The sequence below is a fragment of the Aeromonas sp. R10-1 genome (assembly GCF_040908465.1).
Classification (GTDB): domain Bacteria; phylum Pseudomonadota; class Gammaproteobacteria; order Enterobacterales; family Aeromonadaceae; genus Aeromonas; species Aeromonas caviae.
Genome location: NZ_JBFODT010000032.1, coordinates 50,039 through 69,805 on the forward strand (window position 1 = coordinate 50,039; position 19,767 = coordinate 69,805).

General features: G+C 65.1%; 21 protein-coding genes. 10 read left to right on the forward strand and 11 right to left on the reverse strand.

Annotated features, from left to right (window positions below; all coding sequences use genetic code 11):
- Window positions 1-38: 38 nt before the first annotated feature.
- Both AB5Y93_RS15760 and AB5Y93_RS15765 read right to left on the reverse strand, forming a co-directional pair.
- Window positions 39-629: a LysE family translocator gene (locus tag AB5Y93_RS15760; protein ID WP_010672906.1), complete on the reverse strand. Its 591-nt coding sequence runs from the start codon at window positions 627-629 to the stop codon at window positions 39-41.
- Between the two features lie 102 nt (window positions 630-731).
- Complete coding sequence (locus AB5Y93_RS15765; RefSeq protein ID WP_039039402.1) at window positions 732-1,328, reverse strand: LysE family translocator; 597 nt, start codon at window positions 1,326-1,328, stop codon at window positions 732-734.
- A 116-nt stretch (window positions 1,329-1,444) separates the two neighbouring features.
- On the opposite strand from AB5Y93_RS15765, the gene AB5Y93_RS15770 reads away from it, so the two are divergent.
- The 3 genes from AB5Y93_RS15770 (at window position 1,445) to AB5Y93_RS15780 (ending at window position 5,092) form a co-directional block, all read left to right on the forward strand.
- On the forward strand, window positions 1,445-2,818 hold the full coding sequence (locus tag AB5Y93_RS15770; RefSeq protein WP_368229792.1) for a PLP-dependent aminotransferase family protein: 1,374 nt from the start codon (window positions 1,445-1,447) through the stop codon (window positions 2,816-2,818).
- 29 nt (window positions 2,819-2,847) lie between these two features.
- Window positions 2,848-3,312: a hypothetical protein gene (locus AB5Y93_RS15775; RefSeq protein ID WP_368229793.1), complete on the forward strand. Its 465-nt coding sequence runs from the start codon at window positions 2,848-2,850 to the stop codon at window positions 3,310-3,312.
- A 142-nt stretch (window positions 3,313-3,454) separates the two neighbouring features.
- Entirely contained in the window at window positions 3,455-5,092 is a 1,638-nt protein-coding gene (locus AB5Y93_RS15780) for a hypothetical protein (protein WP_368229794.1), read from the forward strand.
- A gap of 36 nt (window positions 5,093-5,128) precedes the next feature.
- Here AB5Y93_RS15780 and AB5Y93_RS15785 read toward each other — a convergent pair whose 3' ends face one another.
- The 3 genes from AB5Y93_RS15785 to AB5Y93_RS15795 all read right to left on the reverse strand — a co-directional run bounded on the left by AB5Y93_RS15785 (window position 5,129) and on the right by AB5Y93_RS15795 (window position 9,218).
- Window positions 5,129-6,442, reverse strand: a complete 1,314-nt coding sequence (locus tag AB5Y93_RS15785; protein ID WP_041211033.1) for a sodium-dependent transporter — start codon at window positions 6,440-6,442, stop codon at window positions 5,129-5,131.
- A 413-nt stretch (window positions 6,443-6,855) separates the two neighbouring features.
- Window positions 6,856-8,169 carry a sodium-dependent transporter gene (locus AB5Y93_RS15790; RefSeq protein WP_042015790.1) on the reverse strand — a complete coding sequence of 438 codons (1,314 nt, stop codon included), beginning with the start codon at window positions 8,167-8,169 and terminating at the stop codon, window positions 6,856-6,858.
- 209 nt (window positions 8,170-8,378) lie between these two features.
- Window positions 8,379-9,218 (reverse strand): isopenicillin N synthase family oxygenase, encoded by an 840-nt coding sequence (locus tag AB5Y93_RS15795; RefSeq protein ID WP_010672899.1) that lies wholly within the window; start codon window positions 9,216-9,218, stop codon window positions 8,379-8,381.
- A gap of 200 nt (window positions 9,219-9,418) precedes the next feature.
- On the opposite strand from AB5Y93_RS15795, the gene AB5Y93_RS15800 reads away from it, so the two are divergent.
- Window positions 9,419-9,982, forward strand: a complete 564-nt coding sequence (locus AB5Y93_RS15800) for a DUF2799 domain-containing protein (RefSeq protein WP_010672898.1) — start codon at window positions 9,419-9,421, stop codon at window positions 9,980-9,982.
- 54 nt (window positions 9,983-10,036) lie between these two features.
- Here AB5Y93_RS15800 and AB5Y93_RS15805 read toward each other — a convergent pair whose 3' ends face one another.
- Window positions 10,037-10,858, reverse strand: a complete 822-nt coding sequence (locus tag AB5Y93_RS15805) for a Cof-type HAD-IIB family hydrolase (protein ID WP_109112599.1) — start codon at window positions 10,856-10,858, stop codon at window positions 10,037-10,039.
- A 234-nt stretch (window positions 10,859-11,092) separates the two neighbouring features.
- Window positions 11,093-12,331 (reverse strand): MFS transporter, encoded by a 1,239-nt coding sequence (locus AB5Y93_RS15810; RefSeq protein ID WP_069652460.1) that lies wholly within the window; start codon window positions 12,329-12,331, stop codon window positions 11,093-11,095.
- Window positions 12,332-12,479: 148 nt separating this feature from the next.
- Here AB5Y93_RS15810 and AB5Y93_RS15815 point away from each other — a divergent pair, with 148 nt between their 5' ends.
- Entirely contained in the window at window positions 12,480-13,103 is a 624-nt protein-coding gene (locus AB5Y93_RS15815) for a metalloregulator ArsR/SmtB family transcription factor (RefSeq protein WP_010672895.1), read from the forward strand.
- Between the two features lie 309 nt (window positions 13,104-13,412).
- A complete protein-coding gene (locus tag AB5Y93_RS15820; RefSeq protein WP_010672894.1) occupies window positions 13,413-13,889 on the forward strand; it encodes an Lrp/AsnC family transcriptional regulator in 477 nt (158 codons plus the stop codon).
- 136 nt (window positions 13,890-14,025) lie between these two features.
- Here the strand turns inward: AB5Y93_RS15820 and AB5Y93_RS15825 are convergent, their stop codons facing one another.
- From AB5Y93_RS15825 to AB5Y93_RS15835, 3 genes are all read right to left on the reverse strand, one after another.
- Window positions 14,026-14,343, reverse strand: a complete 318-nt coding sequence (locus tag AB5Y93_RS15825) for a hypothetical protein (protein ID WP_041211026.1) — start codon at window positions 14,341-14,343, stop codon at window positions 14,026-14,028.
- A 148-nt stretch (window positions 14,344-14,491) separates the two neighbouring features.
- A complete protein-coding gene (locus AB5Y93_RS15830) occupies window positions 14,492-14,722 on the reverse strand; it encodes a hypothetical protein (protein ID WP_029313696.1) in 231 nt (76 codons plus the stop codon).
- 35 nt (window positions 14,723-14,757) lie between these two features.
- Window positions 14,758-15,183 carry a MarR family winged helix-turn-helix transcriptional regulator gene (locus tag AB5Y93_RS15835; RefSeq protein WP_029313694.1) on the reverse strand — a complete coding sequence of 142 codons (426 nt, stop codon included), beginning with the start codon at window positions 15,181-15,183 and terminating at the stop codon, window positions 14,758-14,760.
- A 175-nt stretch (window positions 15,184-15,358) separates the two neighbouring features.
- On the opposite strand from AB5Y93_RS15835, the gene AB5Y93_RS15840 reads away from it, so the two are divergent.
- The 4 genes from AB5Y93_RS15840 (at window position 15,359) to AB5Y93_RS15855 (ending at window position 19,305) form a co-directional block, all read left to right on the forward strand.
- Window positions 15,359-16,363, forward strand: a complete 1,005-nt coding sequence (locus tag AB5Y93_RS15840) for an NADP-dependent oxidoreductase (RefSeq protein ID WP_279968427.1) — start codon at window positions 15,359-15,361, stop codon at window positions 16,361-16,363.
- Between the two features lie 178 nt (window positions 16,364-16,541).
- Window positions 16,542-16,982, forward strand: coding sequence for an NUDIX hydrolase (locus AB5Y93_RS15845; protein ID WP_316274421.1), 441 nt, complete (start codon window positions 16,542-16,544; stop codon window positions 16,980-16,982).
- 173 nt (window positions 16,983-17,155) lie between these two features.
- On the forward strand, window positions 17,156-18,298 hold the full coding sequence (gene chrA / locus AB5Y93_RS15850) for a chromate efflux transporter (protein WP_368229795.1): 1,143 nt from the start codon (window positions 17,156-17,158) through the stop codon (window positions 18,296-18,298).
- Window positions 18,299-18,435: 137 nt separating this feature from the next.
- The gene (locus AB5Y93_RS15855) at window positions 18,436-19,305 is read left to right on the forward strand and encodes a GyrI-like domain-containing protein (RefSeq protein ID WP_368229796.1); all 870 of its coding nucleotides are present in this window, start codon (window positions 18,436-18,438) and stop codon (window positions 19,303-19,305) included.
- 70 nt (window positions 19,306-19,375) lie between these two features.
- Here AB5Y93_RS15855 and msrB read toward each other — a convergent pair whose 3' ends face one another.
- Window positions 19,376-19,762 (reverse strand): peptide-methionine (R)-S-oxide reductase MsrB, encoded by a 387-nt coding sequence (msrB, locus tag AB5Y93_RS15860; protein ID WP_368229797.1) that lies wholly within the window; start codon window positions 19,760-19,762, stop codon window positions 19,376-19,378.
- Between the last annotated feature and the right edge of the window lie 5 nt (window positions 19,763-19,767).

The following is a 19,767-nucleotide window of genomic DNA, read 5'->3' on the forward strand; positions in this document are numbered from 1 at the left end:
GGGCCAACAAGACAGCCGGTAAAGGCTCAGGCCGAGGCCTAAACCCAGATCATCAGCACGCAGGCCGCCGTGGCGAGCCCCATGCCCAGATTGAAACGACGCCAACCGGTGGCGGTGCGGATGAGGCGGCGCACCTGGGCACCGAACAGCACCCAGAAGGCACCGGTATAGAGGCCGGTCACGAAGAAAATGCCGAGCACCCAGCCCGCGGACGGCCAGTAAGCCTCCCCCGCCAGGGTGAAGCCGCTGATGGCGGAGAGCGCCATCATCCAGGCTTTGGGGTTGAGCAGTTGCAGCATGGCCCCCTGATGGGCCGGGATGAGCGGCCGGTTCCCCTCCGCCGGGCCACTGGCGTTGGCCACCTTCCAAGCCAGCCAGAGCAGGTAGGCCGACCCCACCAGCTTGAGGCCGTCGTGCAGCAGGGGCAGACGCTCGAACACCACCCCGAGCCCCAGGGCCGTGGCCAGGATCATCAGGTTGATGCCCCCCACCACCCCCACCAGCAGAGGCACGGAGCGGCGAAACCCCTGGGCGGCCCCGGCACTGGTGAGCAGCATGTTGTTGGGGCCCGGCGTGCCACAGGTGATAAGGGCAAAGCCCGCCAGGGGGAGCAACCAGTTCAGATCCATCTCAACCTCGTTCAGATACGGCAAGCCTCCTAATATGCAGAGCCGACGCCCTGACGACAAGGTCAGCAATGCATTTTCTTTGCATGAATAATCAAGGTGCTGTTAATACCAGAGCATCACCACGCACAGGGCGGTCAAGGCACCCAGGCTGCCGTTGAGACGACGCCACCCCTTGTCCGAGTTGATCCAGCGGCTGAGCTGATGGCCAAACATCACCCAGGCGAAGCAGACCGGGAACCCCGCCATGGGGAAGACACTCATGATGCCCCACATACTCGGCCAGTAGTCGCTCCCCGGCAGGCTGAACAGACTGATGGCCGAGATCCCCATCATCCACGCCTTGGGATTGAGGAACTGGAAGCCCAGCCCTTCAAGCAGGGTCAAGGGGCGGGCACGGCTGGCGGGATCTCCGGGGGCGCCTGCCACCGCGATGCGCCACGCCAGCCACAGCAGGTAAAGGCTGCCCAGCACCTGCAGGCTCAGCTTGAGCAGGGGCCAGCGCTCGAACAGCGGATAGAAGCCGAGCGCCAGCACCAGTTGCAACACAGGCTGGCCCACCGCCACCCCGATGAGATGGGGCAGGGTGCGCCGCACGCCGAAGTTGGCGCCGGACGCCGTCAACATCAGGTTGTTCGGCCCGGGCGTGCCGCAGGTGAGCAGGGCGAAGCCAAACAGGGTGGCATACCATTCGATGGTCATGGGGAGACTCCTTTCTCGCCACATTGTACCGATACAATGTGTGCTTGTTGGTTGTGTATAGGCTGATAATCACGCTATATTGCGGACAATATTGGATCAATGGATTTATTGTCACCATGACAATCTGGACGCCCGACCTCACCCCTTTCGAGGGGCCCCTCTACCTCAAACTGGTCAAGGCCATCGAGCAGGCCATCTCCACCGGCATCCTCTCACCCGAGACCCGGCTGCCGACCCACAGGGCCCTGGCAGACAAGCTGGGGGTCACCGTGGGCACCGTCACCCGCGCCTACACCGAGGCGGAGCGACGGGGCCTGCTGGCGGCCCGGGTCGGGCACGGCACCTGGGTCAGGGGAGCGGCGGATCCCGCCAACGAATGGGTGATCCGCAATGAAGACAGCCAGCGCATCGAGCTGTGGCAGAACCTCCCGGTCCAGCTGGACAGGGGCGCCATCATCAGGCCCCTGCTCACCGATCTGGCGCAGGGGGATCTCAACGGCCTGCTCGGTTATGACAAGGAGGCGGGACGCCCCGCACAGCGCCAGCTGTTCGTCGACTGGCTCGCCGAGCAGGGCATCACGGCGAGCGAAGATCGCCTGCTGTTCAGCCATGGGGCCCAGCACGGCATCATGCTGGCCCTGCTGGCCACCGGCTGCGTGGGAGAGACCCTGTTTTGCGAGGGACTGAGCTACCCCGGCATGCTGGGCAATGCACGCCAGCTCAAGAATCAGGTGGTGGGACTGGCGATGGATGAGGAGGGACTGCTGCCAGAGGCGCTGGATGCCGCGTGCCGTACCCGCCGGGCCAAGCTGCTCTACCTCACCCCCACCCTGCAAAACCCCACCACGGCCACCATGAGCCTGGCGCGGCGCGACGCCATCGTCGCCATCGCCCGTCGCCACGATCTGCTGATCGTCGAGGATGACGTCAACGGCCTGCTGCCCGAAAGTGCGCTCCCTCCCCTGGTCAACCTGGCACCGGAGCGGGTCATCTACCTCGGCAGTCTCGCCAAAATCGCCTGCGGCGGCCTGCGGGTCGGCTTCGTGTTGTCCCCCCCCGCCCTTCGCAACGGCTTCGCCCAGGCGATGCGGCTGTCGAGCTGGATGGTGAGTCCGCTGCTCATCGAGCTGGCCTGCAAGCTGGTGAGCCAGCGCCAGATCATGCCGCTCATCGAACACCAGCGAAAAATCCTGGCGCGCCGGGGTGAGCTCCTGCGCCACCTGCTGCCGGGAGCGCGCTGGCAGCCGGGGTCCATGCACGCCTGGCTGCCACTGCCCGAGCCCTGGCGCAGCCAGGAGTTTGCGGAGGCCGCCAACGCCCTTGACGTGGGGGTCGCCAGCGGAGAACACTTCGCCGCCGGCCAGTTTGCCGCCCCGCAGGGAGTACGCCTCAGCCTGAGCCAGCCCGCCACCGACGCCCGCGTCGCCGAAGGGCTGGAGCGCCTAGCCGGGCTGCTGAGGGGCTCGCCGCCCACCAATCCCCTGCTATAGTCATTGACCCTGGCACCCGAGGAGCCTTCATGTCTGCCGTCCGTCCCGCCCTGCTGATCGCGACCCTGCTGCTGGGAGGCTGCGCCTCCCCGGCCCATCAACAGCTTGGCGCCGCCCTGAGCGGGCTGGAGGGGGAGCTGACGCGGCTGGAGGAGGAGTTGGCAGCCCTGAACGGCCTTCACTATCAAAAAGCCATCGACGCCCCGGTGGCGCTGCGCCGCTATCTCAAGGCCCCCGCACCGACGGCGGAGGGACTGGTGCCCGTGCAAAGCCGGCTGCAAGATGGCCCCCTGCTGCGCTACGACTACCGGCTGCCCGCCGGGATGACGCAGCTGCCCACCGACAACCCCTGCCTGCGCTACGAGTTCGAGCTGCGCCGCCTCGGGCGCCAGGGCCAGCTCGAGCTCGCCTGGCAGGGAAAGTCGGGAGCCGGGGAGCTGCGTGTCCCCCAGAGGGACTGCCCCTTCTCGGCCAGGGGGCCCGGCCTTCAGTGATGCTTTCTTTGCCCCGCCGAAGGCCGGCACTGAACCATCCCTGACCCAGGTGGGGTATTGACCCCCTCTGGCTCTCGCGGGAGAGTGGAGGCTAACTTTGAATCCAACCTCGCCACCCCCGACCGGCGAAGGAGCGTCAAAGATGCAGATCCTCCTCATCGAAGACGATGCCATGATGGGCTCGACCCTCACCCAGGGACTGAGTGATCTGGGGCTGCCCCCCACCGAGCTGTTCCACTGCAAAGAGATAGCAAGCCTGCCCGCCCTGCTGCGCCAGCACGCCTTCGATGCCATTCTTTGCCGCCAGTATCACCACCAGGCCCACGAGGGAGTCAGGCTGCTGCATGAAGCACACCACCTGGGCCTGCTCGCGCCCGGCTGCGTGCTCCTGCTGCTGGAGCAGGACGAGGACACCGGCCAGTTCCCCCCCTCCGACCTCTATTTCGCCCTGCGTCTGGCCGTGCCCTTCACCACGGAGCAGCTGGCGCACAGCCTGCAAGCGCTGCTGGCACTGACCACGGTGACCCGCCCCCTGGCCACCCCCATGGCGCTCAGGGAGTGGCGCAGCGCCTGCGCCCAGTGCGAGGATCTGCTTTACCGGCACGCCAGTCACAAGGGGCTGGAAGCACAGATGGACAGGGTAAAGGGCTACATGCTGCTGCAAGCCGGGGAACGGGTGCAGGCCGCCCAGCACTACGCCATCTGCACCACGGAGTACGATGCCTGGTGGCCACGCCAGGGACTGAACCAGGCCCTGCTCGGGCTGAACCGGGTGGAGAGCGCCCACAAGGATCTGGCCCGCAACCGGGAGCGACTGCCCCCCGTCATCCATCAGGCGCTGGTTCTCGCCTGCCAACTGCACGAGACGCAGTGGGATCCTGCCTGGGAAACCTTGTCAGGCTTGCTGCAACGCTGCCCCTGGCAGCCGCAGTGGCGCCAGGTGGCCATTTTGCTGGCCCTGCTGCGAAGGGATGAAGGTCAGGTGCTGGCGCAGGCCAGCGATTTCATCCTGCGCTACTTCCCCAAACAGACGTTTCGCCACTCTGTCGAACGCTGCCTGCTGGATGCGACCCTGGCGGTGCTCTGGCATCCACCGGGAGAGGCCAGAGTTCATGAGCTGCAGCAGACCCTGGAGGAGCTCGGCCAGCAGGCCGTGACCCTGCGGGCCCACGAGGAGGGGCTGCTGCGCGCCCTGATGCTGGGTCTGGATTATCGATTCGATGACGCCTTGATGCTGCTGGCCAAGCACCCGCCGGAGGCGGCGCGGGACAATCACCTCAACCAGTTGCTCGGGGTGGCCGTCAGCCAGTTCTGCGGGCTTCCCCACCATGCCCAGCGTTATCTGGCCCAGCTCGGCCAATATCAGGGGCCGGTGGCACAGACCCCGCTGTTGCAGGGGCTCATTTTGCAGGTGGTCGACGATCTGGCGCGGCAACTGGCGCAGCGGGAGCAGCAGCTGACCCAGCTGCGCGAGGAGCGGCAACGGGCCATGACCACGGGTCAGCTCCAGCTCGCCGTGCAGAGTGCTCTGACCCTGCAGGAGCGATTCCCGGCCCAGGCGGGGGATGCCTGGCAACTGCTGGTATTGCTGACCCAGTGCTGGCCCGCCGGCATGGCGGCCCCGGCGGTGGCCCGCCTGGTGGACAGGCTGGAGCAGCGTCTCAACCACAGTGCCGCCTTCCTGGAGCACCATGGGAACGCCTATCGGGAGACCCTGCAACAGGTGAGATCCCACCTGGCCCCCAAACTGCCGCCCCTCGGTCCCCACCAGGGCCTATAGCCATCCAGGGCGGTGCATGCCGCCCTGGCAGGTGCGTTACAACAAGCCCCGCACCAGGATCCCCGCGATCAGCAGGGGGGCGACCAGCCGCCAGCACCAGAGCAGCGCACCACGCATCAGCGGCGAGAGATCCGCAGGCACAATACTGTCCCCCAGCTTCCAGCCAAGCAGCAGGGTCAGCACCAGACCGAACAGGGGCATCATCAGATTGGAGGTGAGGTAATCCAGCAGATCGAACAGGGTCTTGCCAAACAGGGTGTAGTCCGCCCAGGGCCCGAACGACAGACTGACCGGAATGCCGCAGGCCATGATGAGCAGGGTCAGCACCCGGCAGGCATTGCGGCGCGACCAGCCCCACTCCTCGGTGGTGAAGCGCACCAGGTGCTCCAGCATGGAGATGGAGGAGGAGAGCGCCGCCACCAGCAGCAGCAGGAAGAAGATCACCGCCAGCCCCTGACCGAACGGCAGGTGGTTGAACACCGCCGGCATGGTCATGAAGGTGAGGCCGGGGCCGGCGGCAGGATCGATGCCGGTAGAGGCCAGCACCGGGAAGATCATCAGCCCCGCCAGCACCGAGATGCAGCTCGCCAGGGTGACCACCCAGACCCCGGAGCGCAGCGCCCCGTCACTGCTCGGCAGGTAGGCGCCATAGGTGGTGTGTACCCCGAGACCAATGGAGAGGGAGAAGAACGCCAGCCCCAGGGCGTCGAGCACCCCCTGCCCCGTCAGGTGGGAGAAGTCGGGCATCAGGAACTGGCGTACCCCGGCCATGGCCCCCGGCATGGAGAGCCCGGTCACCACCAGGAGCAGCATCATCACGAACAGGGCCGGCATCATCCAGCGCAGCGCCCGCTCCACCCCCTGTTGCAGCCCTCCCTGCACGAACCACCAGGTGAGCCCGGCGAAGACGAGATGGGTGAGGGCCGGCCAGAGGGGATCGCTCACATAACCGGTAAAGAGTGCGGTGAGGGTGCTCGCCTCACTCAGGTTGAGCTCGCCGCCCACGGCCAGGGCCGCATAGCCCACGGTCCAGCCTCCCACCACGCTGTAGAAGCTGTAGATGAAGAAGCCACACAGGATCCCCATGTAACCCATCCAGCGCCAGTTCGGCCCCACCAGCTTGTGGAAGGCGCCGAGCACGCCGCGCTGGCTGCGGCTGCCGAGCAGGGTCTCCCCCACCAGCACCGCGACCCCCAGGGTGAAGCTGAAGAGCAGGAACACCAGCAGGAAGGCACCGCCCCCGTTGGTGGCTGTCACATAGGGAAACTTCCAGATGGCGCCAAGGCCGATCGCCGAGCCGGCGGCCGCCAGCACATGACCAATACGGGAAGACCACTGAACCTGGCTCATACAACCTCCGGGCAAGACAACATCAGTTCGATACTCCATGGCTAGGCGCGGTGTGCGCCGCAACAAAAAAAGGCCGCCTGAGGGCGACCTTTGCAATGAACAGTCAGACAAACGACACCTGCAAGGTCACCTCTCCAGAAAGGGGCTAAATCGGCCACAGAGAGCGATAAGGGGTGACATGGAAGGGCGACGCCTGCACGGTAAAAAGGAGCCACAGCCTAAACCATGGCAAGAGAAGTTGACAGGAAATAGTCTAAAACAGAACCAAAAACAGATTTAATCAAAATAAAATATCAAAACAACAGACTGTTGCTCTGTTTATTTTTAATTGACAGATTTTTATAAAGTGTCAATCCTGCCACACCACTCCCCGGCCAGCCCGGCCGGGGAGTGGCATAGATGACCAACCCGCCCTACACCAGGCCGCGCACCAGAATGCCGCCAATGAGCAGGGGAGCCAGCCAGCGCCAGCAGCCCATCAGCAGGGCACGCCAGTGGGGAGCCAGCCCTTCGGGCAGCGCCTGGCGGCCGAGCCGCCAGCCCAGCAGCAGCGTCAGGGCCAGCCCGAACAGGGGCATCATCAGGTTGGAGGTGATGAAGTCCAGCAACTCGAAGATGTTCTTGCCAAACAGGGTCAGGGTGGCCCAGGGACCGAACGACAGACTCACCGGGATGCCACCCGCCATCACCAGGGCAATGACCAGGTTGCACGCCGCGCGGCGGGACCAGCCCAGGCTCTCGCACAGGAAGCACTGCAGGTGCTCCAGCAGGGAGATGGAGGAGGAGAGCGCCGCCACCACCAGCAGGGAGAAGAACACCACCGCCAGGCCCTGGCCGAAGGGCAGTTGCTGGAACACCGCCGGCATGGTCATGAAGGTGAGGCCCGGGCCCGAGGCCGGGTCAATGCCGGTCGCCGCCAGTACCGGGAAGATCATCAGGCCCGCCAGCACGGCGATGACGCTCGCCAGCAGCACCACCCAGAGGCTGGAGCGACCGACCCCTTCGCTGGAAGGCAGGTAGGCGCCATAGGTGGTGTGGATGCCAAGGCCGATGGAGAGGGAGAAAAAGGCCAGCCCCATGGCGTCCAGCACACCCGACATGCCGAGCTTGCTGAAATCGGGCATCAGGAAGTGGCGCACCCCGGCCATGGCGCCCGGCAGGGTGAGGCCGAAGGCCACCAGCAGCAGGATCATGATGAAGAGGGCCGGCATCATCCAGCGCAGGGTGCGCTCCACCCCTTGTTGCACACCGCCCCGCACGAACCACCAGGTCAAGCCGGCAAACAGCAGGTGGGTCAGCACCGGCCAGAGCGGATCACCGACGTAGTCGTTGAAACGGGCGGTCAGTGCCGCGCCGTCCCCCTGTTGCAGCTCCCCCGCCAGGGCCATGCCCGTGTACCCCAGGGTCCAGCCGCCCACCACGCTGTAGAAGCAGAAGATGAGCAGGCTGCACAGCAAGCCCATGGCACCGACCCAGCGCCAGCGCCTGCCCATCAGTTCACCAAAGGCGCCCACCACCCCGCGCCGGGTCAGACTGCCGATCAGGGTCTCCCCCATCAGCACCGCCACCCCCAGGGTGAAGCTGAACAGCAGAAAGACCAGCAGGAAGGCGCCGCCACCGTTGGCGGCGGTGACATAGGGGAACTTCCAGATGGCGCCGAGACCGACCGCGGAACCTGCGGCGGCCAGGATGTAACCGAGCCGGGATGACCATTGGGACTGCTTCATAAGAACTCCACGGGAAGGGCCTGCCAGCGAGGCCCGAAATGGCGCTCAGAGTACGCCCGCGGGCGCGCAATCACTCGGCGTATATCCGATTTCAAACTCAGTTTTTAGCATCATTAACCAATAAAATTCGGATAACCAACCAATCGTGCCACAAAATAAAAACCGGAGCGGGGATGCTCCGGTTTGTTGTCTGCCCGGGTCTGGCGGGATTAGATGACCCCCAGCTCCCGCAACCGCTCCATCAGATAGCTGTGGGCGGTGTGACGCTCCGAGAGCACCACGTCCGGACGGGGGTGCAGGAAGAGCGGCAAGGAGATGCGGGACTTGGCGGCACTGCCCCCGGTCGGGTTGATGACCCTGTGGGTGGTAGAGGGGTAGTAGCCGCGGGAGGCCTCCTGCAGCATGTCACCGATGTTGATGATGAGGGTGCCGAAATCGCAGGGCACGTCCATCCACTCCCCGTCTGAACCTTTCACCTGCAGGCCCGGCTCGTTGGAGGCGGGCAGAATGGTCAGCAGGTTGATGTCTTCATGGGCGGCGGCGCGGATGGCACCCGGTTCCTCGGTGCCGTCGAAGGGCGGGTAGTGAAGCACCCGCAGCAGGGTCTTGTGGCTCTCTTCGATCATGGAGGAGAGCGGGCAGCTGTAGTGGGCGGCGATGTCCCCCGGGGTGTGTTGCTCCACCCAGCCCAGCAGCTCGGCGGCCAGATCGTTGGCGAGGCGGTAGTACTCCATCGCCTGCTCTTTCAGCTCTGCCGGCATCTGGCCCCAGGGATAGATGTGGAAGTACTCCTTGATGTCCTTCTGGCTGTGGCCCTTGGCCACCTCGGACACCGAGGGCGGGAAGTAGCCGTCCTGGGTCTCGCGATTGAACAGGAAATCCTGCTTCTGTTCGCTCATGAAGAAGCGATACCAGTTGTCATAGATGGACTGCACCAGCTCCTTCGGGATGGGGTGGTGAGTCAGCACTCCGAAGCCGGTGGTGCGCAGGGATTCGGTGAAGCGCTCGGCCGCATCGGGGGAGCGATAATCGACGGTCAGGACTTTCATTGTTTTTATGTTACATGCCAGTTAAAAGTAGGCGCAGTTTACCCTGCCTCCCCCGGCAAGAAAAGGCTGCCGGAAGCCCGTCTACAACGGCTTGAAAATACTGATAAAAACATCATGATACGGCCCCCTCGCCCGGTGCTTGTCCCGGACGGGCCTCCTCTTCTAGAATGCCCCACCCCCTTTGCTGTCGGAGCCCCCTCATGTCCCCCAAGATCCTGTTGTTGACCCTTCCCTTCCTGCTCGCCGGGTGCAGTTCCCTCTCGGAGGAGGAGTGCCGTGCCATGAGCTGGTACAACCAGGGCTATCAGGACGGGGAGCAGGGCAAGACCCGGAGCGCCACCCGCGACTATCAGAAGACCTGCGGGGAGTACGGCCTCAAGGTGGATGAGGCGGAGTGGCAGCGCGGCTACGCCAAGGGGTTGGAGCTCTATTGCATCCCCGAGCTTGCCTACAGCAAGGGACGGGAGGGGAGCGAATACCTGGGGGTCTGCCCCAACGACACCAGCTTCCTCACCCAGTTCGAGCGCGGCCGCAAGGAGTACCTGCTGGAGCAGCGCCTCGGCGAATTGCAGCAGGAGCTGGAGCGCACCGAGCGGAGCATCCACCAGTTGGATCAGCAGATCCGGGGAGAGAGCGACAGCCGCCAGCGCGACTACTATCGTGCCCAGCGCGAGCGCGCCATCCGTCACTACGAAGGGGTATACCGGGACTACAACCGGCTGCGCTTCCCGGATCGGGTGATCCAGTTCTCCTTCGGGAGCTGACAAAAAGGGGCCGACATGGCCCCTTTCTGTTTATGCCGCAGACTGTTTTTCCCCTCAGGCGGGCAGGACCCAGCGCTGCAACGCCAGGGCGATGCCATCCTCGTTGTGATCCGCGGTGACCCGGTCTGCATGGGCCTGGATCTGGGGCGCCGCATTGCCCATGGCCACCGCCAGCCCCACCTGCTCGAACATGCTGATGTCGTTGTTGTTGTCGCCAAAGGCCACCAGGTTCTCCATGGCAATCCCCTCGCTCGCCGCCCACTGGGCCAGCCGGTTGCCCTTGCTGCAACCTGGCTGCACCAGCTCCACCGCATAGGGGGCCGCCCAGTCACGGGTGAAGGGCAGTCTCTCCACCACCTCCCCGACGAAACGGTGCAACCGGCCGGGATCCTGGTTGAACAACTCCAGCTTCCAGATGGGGGACTGCAACCAGGACTCGATATCCTCGGCGGGCAGCAGGGAGACCTTGAGGTGATCCGGCTGGGTTGCCGACCAGCGCCGCATCCGGCCCACGTGCTCCTCGCAGCCCAGGTAGCCGATGCCGTCCCCCAGGTGGAACAGCGCCCCCATCTGCTGGGCTTGCACCTCCTCCAGCAGGGTGGTGAGAGGCGCCACGGCCAGGGGATCCCCGGCGAGGATCCTCTCCTGCACCGGATCATAGAGGTAGGCACCGTTGCTGCAGATGATGGGGGTGTCGAGGGCCAGCTCGTGGTGGAAGGGACGGGCCGTCATGAAGTGGCGACCCGTCACCAGCAGCACCTTGATGTCGTGTGCCCGGGCCTGGGCCAGGGCCGCCCGGGTAGCGGACGAGATCTTGTGATCCCGGTTCAGCAGGGTACCGTCCATGTCCAATGCAATGGCCTGATAACGACTCATATCACCTCCAAGAATGTCGAGACGGGTGCGGCGCCATCCCTCCCGTTTCCAGTGCCATGACGACACATCTCACCGCCGGGAATGCGGACTGGGCATCGCAAGGCCCATGATGGGAGACGCGCTCGCCGGGGGGCGGGAACAGCGGAGCAAAGAGCCATACCGTCCCAGACTCGGCGCCGCGATGCAAGTCCGGCCCGTCATCCCGTCGCCGAACTGTGATCCCCGCGCCCTTCGTCAGCCCGCCTCGGCGCACCCGGCCACGGCGTTTCGCCTGTCCGCCCGTCTGCGCAATCCGTAGAAACCGAGGGCACAGATCACGCCGCAGAGGCCGGCCAGGTAGAAGGGCCACTCGGTCCCCGCCAGCAGCACCAGGCTGCCCAGCACCACCGCCAGGATCTCGCTGCCCACCGCCAGACCGCGGTAGAGCCCCATCGCCTGCCCCTGCTGGCTGGCATGGCTGCGGTTGGAGACCGCCACCGAGGTGGCCAGCTCCCCCAGACTCATGCCGATGCCGGCCGGGATGAAGGTGAGCGCGAGCCCCCACCACTGGGTCGGCAGGATGAACATCAGCATGCCCGCCGCCATCACCAGGTGGCCGACGATGCCAAGGGAGCTGCCGCGCCAGTGCCGTGCCAGCTGCTCACCGATCCAGGAGCCCAGCATCATGGGCACGCTCACCAGCACGGCGGCTTGGGCCAGTTGCACCGGATCCCATGCCAGCCGCTCCACCAGCCAGACATTGAAGTAGGTGAAGTAGAGCTGTACCGCCCCATAGCTTGCCAGGGTCAGGGCAAAGTAGGGCAGGAGACGAGGTTGCAGCAGCAGTTGGCGGGTCGAGAGAGGAACCTCATCCCGGGTCGCCGGCACCGGGGGACGATTGGGCAGCAGCCAGAGCACCAACAGCAGGTTGATCACCGTCATCCCCACCGCCAGCCAGGCCGCCAGGCTGTAATCTCCCGAGACCACGGCCGCATAGCCTCCGATCATGGGACCCACCACCCAGCCCAGGTTCATGCCGATGTTGATGCGTGCGAAGTTGCGTGCCTTGGTCCTGGCCGTGCTCATGTCCGCCGCCATCGCCTGCACGATGGCGATGTCGCCGTTGAAGAAGCCCTCCACCACCCGGCTCAGCAGCAAGAGCGGCAGGGAACGCCAGGCGATGCCGAGGGCCATCAGCACATACCCCGCCAGCACCCCCACCAGACAGAGTGTCAGCACCGGCTTGCGCCCATGGCGATCGGAGAGGCGGCCAAGCAAGGGGGCCCCCAGCAGTTGAAACAACGGATAGAGCCCCATGATGACGCCAAGCCACACCTTGCGGCTCCAGTCCGACGCCTGTGGCGTCAGCATGCCCTGGGCCGGATCCAGCAGCAGCGGCGCCAGGACGGGGGAAGGCAGGCTGAATCCCGCCACCGCCAGCGTCACCGTCATCACCAATACCCAGAGGGTCGCCTGTCCCTTGATCCCTTCCATCTTCGCCTCATTAAATAAAGTTATCGGTTTATTTATATTGTGAGGGGCCGTCCATTAAGTAAAGCATATTGTTGATTTAAATCTCCCTGCTACCCATAATGACCTCATCCAGGCGGTCACCGCACCGATACCCACCACCGGAGCCCCCATGAACGCCAGTACCGACAAGATCCTCTATCTGCTGAAAACCCGCGGCCCCCAGAGCGCCGCCGAACTCGGCGACCAGTTGCAGATGACGTCCATGGGGGCGCGCCAGCACCTGATGGCCCTGGAGTCCGAGGGCTGGGTGGGGTTTAGCGACGAGGCCCGCGGCCGTGGTCGCCCGGTGCGCCTGTGGCACCTCACCGACCAGGCCTGGCAACGCTTCCCCGACACCCATGGCGATCTGACCCTGCAGCTGATCGACGACATCCGGCAGGTGTTTGGCGACGCGGGCATGGAGCAGCTCATCGCGCGGCGGGAGCAGCAGATGCAGGCTCGCTATGAATCCAGGCTGACCCAGCCGGCGCTGGCAGACAGGCTGATGACGCTCAAGGCGCTGCGCACCCAGGAGGGGTATATGGCGGACATGTCGCAGGAGGAGGACGGCAGCTGGCTGTGGTGGGAGAGTCACTGCCCCATCTGCAGTGCGGCCAGAGCCTGTCGGGGCTTTTGCCGCAGCGAGCTGGCGCTGTTTCGCCGGTTGCTGGCGCCGGCCGAGGTGGAGCGGGAGCAGTATCTGCTGGAGGGGGACAGCCGCTGTCTCTATCGCATCCGGCCGCCCCGCCCCTGAGCGGGCGGAACGCAAAAACAACAAAGCAGGCGCCGGGATGCCTGCTTTGTTGCCTTCGGGGAGGGGGTGCTCTCGTTCCAGCCCGTTGTTTCCCGATAAGGTCGAACGGCTGATGGGGCTCTTGACCCGGTAAGGTCCTTCACCACAGGTGCCTGGTCGGGCGCCTGTCTTGCCACCGGAAGATGTAACCATGGTACTCCCCGCGATGCGGTGAGTGGTTGTGAAGTAGCAGGTATTTTCAGTTGTTTTTGCAATAGTTCACCCTTAATCTAGGAAAAGTGGATTAGTAATTGCGAAGAGGTACGGAGAATGCTGAAACTTGATCGTATAGACAGGCATATTCTGGAGCTGATGCAGGAAAATGGCCGCATCAGCAACCTGGAGCTGGCCGAGCTGGTCGGGCTCTCCCCCTCCCCCTGCTCGCGCCGGGTCAAGGCGCTGGAGGATGCCGGTCTCATCGATACCCATGTCACCCTGCTCAATGCCCGCCAGCTGGGGCTGACCCTCACCGCCTACATTCACATCTCCATGGACAGGCACACTCCGGAGCGGTTCGAGAACTTCGATCGCGCCGTCAAGGATCTACCCGAAGTGCTGGAGTGCGACCTCATCACCGGCAACGATGCGGATTACCAGCTCAAGGTGGTGGTGCGGGACATGGAGCACTACCAGCACTTCCTGCTGGACAAGCTGACCCACATCTCCGGCGTGACCGGGGTGCGTTCGAGCTTCGTGCTGCGCCGCATCAAACACAAGACCGCCCTGCCCCTCAACCACCTGGGCTGACAACCCACCCCGCATCCGAGGAGCACCAAAAGCAAGAGGAGGCCCGGGCCTCCTCTTCTTGTCTCTGCTATCAAGGGCATTCGCGGTCAACACCGCCCCGCGGGCGCCATCGCGCCGTCAGGTGGCGAACGCCTCGTCATGCCTCGACCTGGCTGACGTCCTGCACCTGCAGCAACCAGCCGCTCTGCTCCTGCAAGGGTTCGCCGCGCAGTCGCAGCCGCTCACCGGTCGACACCCACTGCCCTTTGGGCAGAGAGATTTCCAGGCTCTCGCTGCCGTTGTCGAACACCCAGCGATCGGCGCCCAACGACTCCATCAAGTACCCTTCCATCTCCACTCTGGACTCGGCCTGCCAGGAGGGGGAGGCGGTATCACGGCTCTCGATGAAATCCCCCTGAACACCAAAGCTGGCCAGCCCCCACAGAATGGAGAGCCCGACGATGGATGATTGCATCTCTCTCTCCTGTTGGTTTGCTACCTTGAGGGCCAGTATGGGAAGAGAAAAATGAGTGCACCATGAACAAGGTGCCAAAGTGCTGGCAAGATCGCGAAAAAAACCGGCCCCATGGCCGGTCATGTCATTTTATGTCGTACAGGTCACACTACTTGGCCGCTTCTTCTGCCATCCGCGCAGCCCTTGGTTTATTTGTCCACATGGCCACCCCGCGGTGATCCGCACAGATCCCCTCGTCGGTGACCGCCCGCACCCGGACCCCGTCCTTGCAGATGGCCTGCCAGGCATCGGCATCGTCGATCTGCAACTCGGAACGGGGATAGGAGGTATCGGCGCAGGCGCACAGCAGGATGGCGAACAGAGGGAGCAGGGATTGCATGGGTTTCATCGGGTCACTCCTGACGGGAAAAGGGATCAGCGCCCCAGCTGCGCCGCCACGCGATCGCAAAGCTGCTTGAGCTGGGCCAACTCAGCATCGGCCAGATCCACCTGATTGCGCAAGCTGTCCGCCAGACAGCACTCCCTGACCTCCTGCTGCAACTGGCGTCCCGCCTCGGTCAGGCTGATGCACTTTTGCCGCTCATCCTCGTGGGAGACGGTGCGGGTCAGCCACCCCTTGCTCTCCAGCCGCTTGACGATGGGGGTCAGGGTACCCGCATCCAGTCCGGTCTCCTGCCCTATCTCCTTGAGGCTGACCTCGTCCCGGGCCCAGAGCGAGAGCATCACCAGGTACTGGGTATAGGTGAGATCCAGCTTGTCCAGCAGCGGCCGATAGGCACGCATCACCGCATTGGAGGCGCTGTAGAGGGCAAAACAGACCTGCTTTTTCAATTCGCTCATGGAGGACCTCGCTGACGACAAGGGGGCAGTATACCCCATCAACTTCGGGGCTGAATAGTTTGCACACAAAACAGTTGCCAGCCCCCGCGTTCAGGACTACCCTGATTTTAGTTTGCACACAAACAAAAATACCAGGCCGCCGCCCGACGCGCGGCCCCACTGCCGGAGAATGCCCATGAATGCCATCAGCCATCAAATCCAACTGCTGCGTCGCCCCACCGGTCTCCCCACCCTGGAGGACTTCACCCTCCGGGACGTGCCCCTGCCCGCCCTGCAGGAGGGAGAGGTGCAGGTCGCCAACCAGTGGCTGTCGGTGGACCCCTACATGCGCGGCCGCATGAGCGAGGCAAAAAGCTACGTTCCTCCCTTCCCCCTCAACGGTCCCCTCGACGGCGGCGCCATCGGCACGGTACAGGCATCGCGCCACCCCGATTTCAAGGTGGGGGACAAGGTGAGCAGCATGCTGGGCTGGCGGGATGCCTTCGTGGCAAACGCCGCCCAGCTCACCCGCCTGCCCGACACCACCCTGCCGCCCCAGCGCTTCCTCGGCGCCCTCGGCATGCCGGGCATGACCGCCTGGGCGGGCCTGCACAAGGTGGCACACCTGAAGGCCGGTGAAACCCTGCTGGTCTCGGCAGCCTCCGGGGCGGTCGGCACCATGGCGGTCCAGCTCGCCAAGCAGGCGGGGGCCAGGGTCATCGGCTCCACCGGCTCGGCCGACAAGGTCGCCTACCTCAAGACCCTGGGAGCCGATGCGGTGATCAACTACCGGGAGACCCCTGATCTCGACGCCGAGCTGGCCCGCCTCGCCCCCGAAGGCATCCACGTCTACTTCGAGAACGTGGGGGGCGCCATGCTGGATGCCGCCCTCAACCACCTGGTGGTGCACGGGCGCATCGTGCTGTGCGGCCTTATCGAGCAGTACAACAGCAACGGCCAGGCCAGCGGCCCGCGCAACCTCTCCCAGGTGATCCGCAAGCGCATCCTGATGCAGGGGTTGCTGGTCTCCGATCACTGGCAGCACTACGGGGCGTTCCTGGCAGAGGCCATGCCGGCCTTCGAGGCGGGCACCCTCCAGGCCGAGGAGACCGTCAGCGAGGGGCTGGCCAGCATGCCGCAAGCCTTTATCGGACTGTTCCAGGGCCGCAATACCGGCAAGATGCTGGTCAGACTGCCCTGATCCGGGGGCATTTCCCATCTATTTAACAGATAGAATGTCGCCAGACCCATCCGTTTAAGCGATGGAAAATCGGCATCCGATCGCCCTTGAACAGGCGGCTTGCACAACGGGCCCATCCCCCCTAAGGTGGGCCCGTTTTCCCTGGTGCACCCCGCCGTCTCAGCAAGGAGCCTCCCCTATGTCTACCCCCTATCCCCGCGTCGGTGTCGGCGTCATTCTCACCAATGGCCAGGGCCAGGTACTGCTTGGCAAGCGCAAGGGCAGCCATGCCCCCTACTGGTCCATCGCAGGTGGCCATCTGGAATTGGGGGAGACCTTCGAGTCGGCAGCCATCCGGGAGGTGGCGGAGGAGACCGGCTTCGTCATCCGCCAGCCTCGCGTCATCGCCGTCACCAACAACCTGGAGACCTGGCGCGAGAGCGGCCTGCACTACATCTCGGTCACCCTGCTGGCAGAGGTGAACGGGGAGCCGCAACTGCTGGAGCCGGAAAAGTGCGAGGGCTGGATCTGGTGCGACCCGCACACTCTGCCCGAGCCTCACTTCGATGCCAGTCGCCAGTCCATCGCCTGCTGGCTGGCGGGACAATGCTACCTGCCCCAGCCACAACCTGCCCCCTGACCCTCACCGGCAGGCTGCCGCGCGTCACCCCGGCACCTCTCGTCTGCTGGCGGAGGCGACCAGCCACCCCGCCAGCCCCTGTTGATGGCAGGCAGCGCGGGAGGGCGTACCGTCACCAAACTGTCACTTTTTTGTCATATTATCCGGGCCAGGATGATGACGAGGAGGGGAAGATGGGACAGGTATTCATGCAGTTCTTGTGGCTGGGATGCATCAGTTTTGGCGGGCCGGCCGCCCATATCGGCTATTTTCAGCGCACCTTTGTCCAGCGGCTGGGCTGGCTGAACCAGGGGGAGTTCGCCCAGTTGCTGGCCCTGTGCCAACTGCTGCCGGGTCCGGCCTCCAGCCAGCTCGGCTTTGCCATCGGTCGCCACCGCGCCGGCATCGGCGGCGCCCTGGCTGCCTTCGTCGGCTTTACCCTCCCCTCCTTCCTGCTGTTGCTGGCGGCCGCCGTCGGTCTGGGTCAGCTTGCGGGCAGCCTCTGGCTGGACGCCGCCCTGCACGGCCTCAAGCTGCTGGCGCTCGTCGTGGTGGCGGATGCCGTGCTCACCATGAGCCGCCAGTTCTGCAAGACGGCGCTGCAACAGGGGGTCATGGTGGCCACCGCCGCCGCCCTCTGGTGCGCCCCCGGTCTTCTGACCCAGGTCGCCATGCTGCTCGGCGCGGCCCTGCTCTGTGCCCTGCGCGAGCCGCACCCGGGGAGTCAGGGCCTCGCGTCCACTCCGGCTCGCCAGCCTCACTGGCCGACCCTGCTGCTGTTCGCCCTGCTGTTCGTCGGCCTGCCCCTGGTGGCGAGCGGCCCCGTCAGCCAGTTGCTGGCCGAGTTTTACCGGGCAGGCAGCCTGGTGTTTGGCGGTGGTCACGTGGTGCTGCCCCTGTTGCAGGAGAGCCTGGGTCACCACCTGAGCGAGCAGCAGTTCCTGACCGGCTACGGCCTGGCCCAGCTGGTACCCGGCCCCATGTTCACCCTGGCCACCTACCTGGGCGCCGTGCTGCTGCCCGCCACTCCCCTCATCGGGGCGCTGCTGGCGACCCTGGCGCTCTTCCTGCCGGGTTTCTTGCTGCTCTGGGCGCTGGGCCCCTGCTGGCAGCACTGGCTGGCCCGCCCCCGTCTAGCGGGGGCCGTGGCCGGCATCAACGCCGCCGTGGTGGGGCTGCTGCTGGCGGCGCTCTATCAGCCGGTCTGGCAGAGCGCCGTGCTGGCCCCCACCGATCTGGCGTTGGCCGCCGTCGGCTTCTACCTGCTGCGGGTGCCACGGCTCCCCGTTCTGCCCCTCGCCGCCCTGCTGACGGGGGCGGCCCTGCTGCTGGCCTGACGAACCCGCGACAAGTCAGGCAGCGCCCGCCGGGCTGGCGGTCATGGCTCTTCTCCCCGAGGGGAGGCAAAGAGAGCAAGATCCGTCAGGACAGCTCGGGCCCGTTGGCCGATAGTGAGCAGCACAGAGGAGAGACCATGGATCACAACCAGACAGAGGCCTACCGCCGACGCTTTCAAACGGTGACCGAGCACATCGAGCGCCATCTCGACGACGACCTGTCGCTGGAGCGGCTCAGCACCGTGGCGCACTTTTCGCCCTTTCACTTTCATCGGCAATTTGCCGCTTACTGCGGCGTGCCGCTGGGGCGTTACATCCAGCTGCTGCGGCTGAAGCGGGCCTCTTACCGGTTGGCATTCGCTCCTCTGGACAAGGTGACTGATATCGCCCTCGATGCCGGCTTCCAGCATGGCGAATCTTTCAGTCGCGCCTTCAAGCAGACGTTCGGCCTGACGCCCAGCCAGTTCAGGCAGCACCCGGACTGGGCCAGCTGGCATCGCTGCCTGCCACGGCCCCCCACAAAGAGGATTGACCCCATGCGAGTCGACATCATTCAGTTCCCGCAGACCGCCGTCGCCGCCCTGACCCATCAGGGCCTGCCCGAGCGCATCAACGACACCGCGGCGCGCTTCATCCAGTGGCGCAAGGCCACGGGCGGCTCCCCGGTCGCCACCAGCCGGACCTATGGTCTGGCGCCGGACGACCCCGCCACGACGGAGGGTGCGGCGTTTCGCTTTACCCTCTGTGGCTGCGTCGAGGCCCCCGTCGCCGAGGACAATGAGTGGGGCGTGAAGAATGCCCTCATCCCGGCCGGGCGCTGCGCCGTGGTGCGCCACCACGGCTCCCACGACCTCCTGGCCGACTGTGCCCGGGCGCTCTACCGCGACTGGCTGCCCGCCAGCGGCGAAGAGCTGCGGGATTTTCCGCTCTTCTTCCACTACCACAACTTTGTACACGAGGTGCCCACCCATGAGCTGGTCACCGACATCTACCTGCCGCTGGCATAGCCCGGCACCTGACAGGGGGAGATAAAAAAGCGGCGCCTCCGAAGGGAGGCGCCGCTGGTCGTGTCGGGGATCAGGCGTCGGGCTCGAAATCCAGGCTCAGGCTGTTGACGCAGTAGCGCTGGCCGGTCTCGGTCGGCCCGTCGGGGAAGACGTGGCCGAGGTGGGAGCCGCACTGACTGCAGGTGATCTCCACCCGCTTCATGCCGTGGCTGTTGTCCTCGGTGTAGGTCACCATCCCCTCGATGGCCCGGTCGAACGAGGGCCAGCCGCAGCCCGCGTCGAACTTGGCTCCTGAGTGGAACAGCACCTGCTTGCAGCAGACGCAGTGGTAATCGCCGCTCTTGCGGTTGTGCAGCAGGGCACCGCTGTAGGGACGCTCGGTCCCTTTCTCCCAGCAGACGTGGAACTGCTCTGCACTCAGCTTGTCGCGCCACTGTTCAGGGTTGTTACTGCTCATTCCGG

Coding starts and splice junctions, on each gene's coding strand:
- AB5Y93_RS15775 (WP_368229793.1), top strand. CDS start 2,848: ATGTCTGCCGTCCGTCCCGCCCTGCTGATCGCGACCCTGCTGCTGGGA.
- AB5Y93_RS15825 (WP_041211026.1), bottom strand. CDS start 14,343: ATGCAATCATCCATCGTCGGGCTCTCCATTCTGTGGGGGCTGGCCAGC.
- AB5Y93_RS15835 (WP_029313694.1), bottom strand. CDS start 15,183: ATGAGCGAATTGAAAAAGCAGGTCTGTTTTGCCCTCTACAGCGCCTCC.
- AB5Y93_RS15790 (WP_042015790.1), bottom strand. CDS start 8,169: ATGAAGCAGTCCCAATGGTCATCCCGGCTCGGTTACATCCTGGCCGCC.
- msrB (WP_368229797.1), bottom strand. CDS start 19,762: ATGAGCAGTAACAACCCTGAACAGTGGCGCGACAAGCTGAGTGCAGAG.
- AB5Y93_RS15760 (WP_010672906.1), bottom strand. CDS start 629: ATGGATCTGAACTGGTTGCTCCCCCTGGCGGGCTTTGCCCTTATCACC.
- AB5Y93_RS15810 (WP_069652460.1), bottom strand. CDS start 12,331: ATGGAAGGGATCAAGGGACAGGCGACCCTCTGGGTATTGGTGATGACG.
- AB5Y93_RS15855 (WP_368229796.1), top strand. CDS start 18,436: ATGGATCACAACCAGACAGAGGCCTACCGCCGACGCTTTCAAACGGTG.
- AB5Y93_RS15820 (WP_010672894.1), top strand. CDS start 13,413: ATGCTGAAACTTGATCGTATAGACAGGCATATTCTGGAGCTGATGCAG.
- AB5Y93_RS15785 (WP_041211033.1), bottom strand. CDS start 6,442: ATGAGCCAGGTTCAGTGGTCTTCCCGTATTGGTCATGTGCTGGCGGCC.
- AB5Y93_RS15840 (WP_279968427.1), top strand. CDS start 15,359: ATGAATGCCATCAGCCATCAAATCCAACTGCTGCGTCGCCCCACCGGT.
- AB5Y93_RS15770 (WP_368229792.1), top strand. CDS start 1,445: ATGACAATCTGGACGCCCGACCTCACCCCTTTCGAGGGGCCCCTCTAC.
- AB5Y93_RS15805 (WP_109112599.1), bottom strand. CDS start 10,858: ATGAGTCGTTATCAGGCCATTGCATTGGACATGGACGGTACCCTGCTG.
- AB5Y93_RS15795 (WP_010672899.1), bottom strand. CDS start 9,218: ATGAAAGTCCTGACCGTCGATTATCGCTCCCCCGATGCGGCCGAGCGC.
- AB5Y93_RS15780 (WP_368229794.1), top strand. CDS start 3,455: ATGCAGATCCTCCTCATCGAAGACGATGCCATGATGGGCTCGACCCTC.
- AB5Y93_RS15800 (WP_010672898.1), top strand. CDS start 9,419: ATGTCCCCCAAGATCCTGTTGTTGACCCTTCCCTTCCTGCTCGCCGGG.
- AB5Y93_RS15765 (WP_039039402.1), bottom strand. CDS start 1,328: ATGACCATCGAATGGTATGCCACCCTGTTTGGCTTCGCCCTGCTCACC.
- AB5Y93_RS15845 (WP_316274421.1), top strand. CDS start 16,542: ATGTCTACCCCCTATCCCCGCGTCGGTGTCGGCGTCATTCTCACCAAT.
- AB5Y93_RS15830 (WP_029313696.1), bottom strand. CDS start 14,722: ATGCAATCCCTGCTCCCTCTGTTCGCCATCCTGCTGTGCGCCTGCGCC.
- AB5Y93_RS15815 (WP_010672895.1), top strand. CDS start 12,480: ATGAACGCCAGTACCGACAAGATCCTCTATCTGCTGAAAACCCGCGGC.
- chrA (WP_368229795.1), top strand. CDS start 17,156: ATGGGACAGGTATTCATGCAGTTCTTGTGGCTGGGATGCATCAGTTTT.